The 3,672-nt window shown below is 67.6% G+C and carries 4 protein-coding genes; 1 reads left to right on the forward strand and 3 read right to left on the reverse strand.

From position 1 onward, the window contains the following. Window positions 1–167: 167 nt before the first annotated feature. Window positions 168–653, reverse strand: coding sequence for a GNAT family N-acetyltransferase (locus tag WBV89_RS22015; protein ID WP_423983473.1), 486 nt, complete (start codon window positions 651–653; stop codon window positions 168–170). Between the two features lie 34 nt (window positions 654–687). On the opposite strand from WBV89_RS22015, the gene WBV89_RS22020 reads away from it, so the two are divergent. Further along, window positions 688–1,560 carry a PAC2 family protein gene (locus WBV89_RS22020; protein ID WP_423983474.1) on the forward strand — a complete coding sequence of 291 codons (873 nt, stop codon included), beginning with the start codon at window positions 688–690 and terminating at the stop codon, window positions 1,558–1,560. 19 nt (window positions 1,561–1,579) lie between these two features. On the opposite strand, the gene WBV89_RS22025 is transcribed toward WBV89_RS22020, so the two are convergent. Together WBV89_RS22025 and WBV89_RS22030 are read right to left on the reverse strand one after the other, a co-directional pair. Further along, window positions 1,580–2,275: an NUDIX hydrolase N-terminal domain-containing protein gene (locus tag WBV89_RS22025; RefSeq protein WP_423983475.1), complete on the reverse strand. Its 696-nt coding sequence runs from the start codon at window positions 2,273–2,275 to the stop codon at window positions 1,580–1,582. Between the two features lie 72 nt (window positions 2,276–2,347). After that, a partial coding sequence (locus tag WBV89_RS22030) for an ACT domain-containing protein (RefSeq protein ID WP_423983476.1) occupies window positions 2,348–3,672 on the reverse strand: 1,325 nt, incomplete at its 5' end.

Below are 3,672 nucleotides of genomic sequence, written 5' to 3' on the forward strand. Positions count from 1 at the left end.
CCACCGGCACACTCACGCCTCCACGCCGCCACGCCGCCACGCCTCCACGCGAATTTCGACACATCGTGACGGTCGGCGTCACGATCCGTCGAAATGTCGGGAGCGACGGGCTCCGAGTCGGGAACGACGGGGAACGAGGAGGTCAGAGTCGGGGTCCGAGTCGGGGGTCAGATGTCGTAGCGGTAGAGGTTCGTCTCGCGGGCGACGAAGCCGATGCGTTGGTACAGCCGGTTCGCGGCTTCGCGTGATGGCCGGCTCGTGAGGCTCACGTTCTTGGCGCCCCGCACGCGGGCCTCCTCGAGTGCGGCTTCGTTGAGCAGACGACCGACCCCGTGACCTCGCGCCGAATCGTCGACGACGACGTCCTCGATCCACGCCTTCATCCCGGTCGGGATTCGGTAGAACGCGAGCGTCAGGCTCCCGACGATCGCACCGCCCACGCGAGCGATGAACACGGCGGTGTCGGCACCGTCGACCAATTCGGTCAACAACTCACGGCTCGGGGCGGGTGACGACGACGACAGCTGCGGGATCAGGTGCTCGAACGCGGCGACCAACTCGTCGTCGACGACCGACGCGATCTCGATCGTCGCGACCGCGTTGCTCGTCGCGTCGGCGGCGATCCCATCGGCCCTGGCCTCATCGTGCTGCATCGGCCCCACGATACGCACCGATAGCGTGACGTCCGTGGGAACCGAGCATGTTCGATTTCTGGCGGAGCCGGCACTCGATCGACCTGTGCTGATCGCCGGCTTCACCGGCTGGAACGACGCCGGCGATGCCGCATCGACCGCGCTGACCACGATGGTCGAAGGGTGGGGAGCCGACGTGCTCGCCGAGATCGATCCCGAGGCGTTCACCGATTTCGCGACCGTGCGCCCACAGGTCCGGCTCGACCAGGATCGCAACCGTTCGATCGTGTGGCCGACCGTGGGGGTCTGGTCGATCTCGCTCCCGGGCACCGACGTGATCCTGATGCTCGGCCCCGAACCCGCACTGCGGTGGCGGTTGTTCTCCGAGCAGGTCACCGGCATCGCCGAGCGGTTCGGTGCGACGATGGCGATCTCGCTCGGGGCGCTGCTCGCCGATGTGCCGCACTCACGCCAGGTCCCGTTGATCGGCACCGCGTCCGACACCGCGTTGATCGACCGCTTCGAACTCCAACAGTCGCAGTACGAGGGCCCCACCGGCATCGTCGGGGTGCTCCACGACGCACTCCAGCGCTCGGGACTCCCCACGGCGTCGCTGTGGGCAGCCGTCCCCGGATACGCATCGCAGGTCCCGTCACCGAAGGCCGCGCTGGCGTTGATCGAGCGGGCCTGTTCGATGATCGGAACACCCCCACCCGTGTCGCAACTGGACTCCGCCGCGACCGAGTACGACGCTCGCGTCGCCGCGCTGATCGGTGACGACGACGACATGGTCGAATACCTCGCCCGACTCGAGCAGTTGGCCGACGAGAACGACGCCACCGAGGAGGACGACCTCACCGCGGCGGCACCGATCGACCCCGACGAGTTGATGAACGAGGTCGAACAGTTCCTGCGCGATCAGGACTGAGTTCGAGCCGACCCCGAAATCAGCTGCGCCAGATGTCGGGGCGGACCGGGTCGAACGTGGCGTCCGACAGCGTTCCGTCGATCGCGGCGAACGCCATCGGCCCCCACCACTGAGCACCCGCGGTCGACTCGGGCAGTGCGTCACGCGCGAACCATCCGACGTCGCCGGTTTCGAGGGGATGCGGCGTCAACTCGCCACCGACCGCCGAGCAGTGGAACAGCAGCATGTACATGCCGAAGCGGCTGAAGCCCATCCGCTGACCGTCCACCACCCCGAGCAGACGTTGCGCGTCGCACTCGATGCCGGTCTCCTCGCTGACCTCTTTCACCGCCACCTCGGCGGGTGAGTAGCCGACATCAGCCCAGCCGGTCGGGTACAGCCAGATGCCCGAGTCCTTGCGTTGGATCAGCAGGATCTCGCCGTTCTCGTTTCCGACGATCGCTCCGACGGCCGTCTTCGGCGTCACGTAGCCGGGGACGCCCTCGCCGATCGACTCCATCCACTCTCCGACGAAATGGTCGATCTCACGCTGCACGGCAGCCGAGTCGGCATCGGCCTCGAGTTCACGGGCGGCGGCCTTGATGTCACCGGCGACGTGCAGGATCTCCTCGTATCGCTCACGCTCGTACAGGCTCTCGGTGAAGCCCATCCCGGTGCGCGCGATCGCCGCCAGGGTCTCACTCCATCGCGCCAGGTCCCGAGCATCAGCAGTCACGAGGCCAATCTACGGCAGCGAACCCTCACCGGTCCGCACGGTGCCACCCGGATGTTCACTCCGGACGAGGGATCACTGCACCGCGTGGAGCAGCGCCTTCTGGATCTCCTTGCGATGCGGCGAGCTCGTGACGAGTTCGCCCGAACGCGTGCGCACGTAGAACGTGTCGACGACCTCCATGCCGATCGTCTGGACGGTCGCATGACGGATGTCGAGGCCGAGTTCGCCCAACGCCTTCGTGATCCGATGGAGGATCCCGACCTTGCTGACCGCCCGCACCTCGATCACCGTCGCATTGCTCGATCCACCCTCGATGAACTTGACCTTCGGCGGGCCCGGCACCTCGGCCTGCAGCCGCCGTCGCCGTCGGTAGGTCCTCGCGCGTTCGACGAGGCGCGCCTCGATCGCCAGCTCGCGGGCCAGACCCTTGCGCAGGTCGCTCTTCAGCGACCGCCAGTTCAGCTCCCCCTTCGACACCGCGATCCGGAACTGCGACGCCGCCATGCCGCCCTCGTCGGAGTGGGCACGCGAGCTGAGCACGTCGAGTCCGTGGAGCGAGAGCACGCCTGCGATCTGGCCGAAGGTGCCCGGCTGGTCGGGGTAGACGATGGTGATCCGGTCGTCGCGGCGCGAGATGTCGACCTCGCCGATCGCCATCACGGCGAGCGTGGCGGCATCGGGGAAGAGTTGCCAGGCGACCTCGGTGACGTCGCCGCCGCCCAACACGATGCGCGTCCGCGTGGCGAGTTCGTCGACGAGTTCCTTCTTCCACGTTCCCCACGCCGACGGACCGGTCGCCTTCGAATCGGCCTCGGTGAGCGCGTGGAGCAACTCGAGACGTTCGACCGAATACACGAGTCCCGCGACCAGGTCGATGGTCGCCGGGTCGGACAGGTCGCGCCGCATCGCGACGTCGGGAAGCAGCAGGTGCCACTCGACCATCGCGACGAGCGTCTCGACGTCGTGGCGGTCGTAGCCGAGCCGCGGACCGATCTGCCGGACGAGATCCATTCCGACCTCGGTGTGATCGCCCGGGTACCCCTTCCCGAGGTCGTGGAGCAATGCCCCGATGACCAACAGGTCGGGCCGCGACACCTGCGACGCGAGTTCGGCGGCGTTCGCCGCGGCTTCCCACAGATGTCGATCGACGGTGAAGCGGTGATACGCGTTGCGTTGCGGCTTCGAGCGGACCGGTTCCCATTCGGGAAGGAACCGTGCGAGCAGTTCGTGCTGGTCGAGAGATTCGAGGACCTTGATCGCGTGGTGTCCTTCGAGCAGCAACGCGACGAGTTCGGTTCGCGCTCCGACCGGCCAGACCCCGGGCCAGGGTTCGACCTCGTCGCGGAGTCGCGACAGCGTGGCGCGTCCGATCCGGCAGTCCGACCGCGCCGCCGCGA

The organism is Ilumatobacter sp. (genome assembly GCF_049588435.1).
In the GTDB taxonomy this organism is placed as follows: domain Bacteria; phylum Actinomycetota; class Acidimicrobiia; order Acidimicrobiales; family Ilumatobacteraceae; genus Ilumatobacter_A.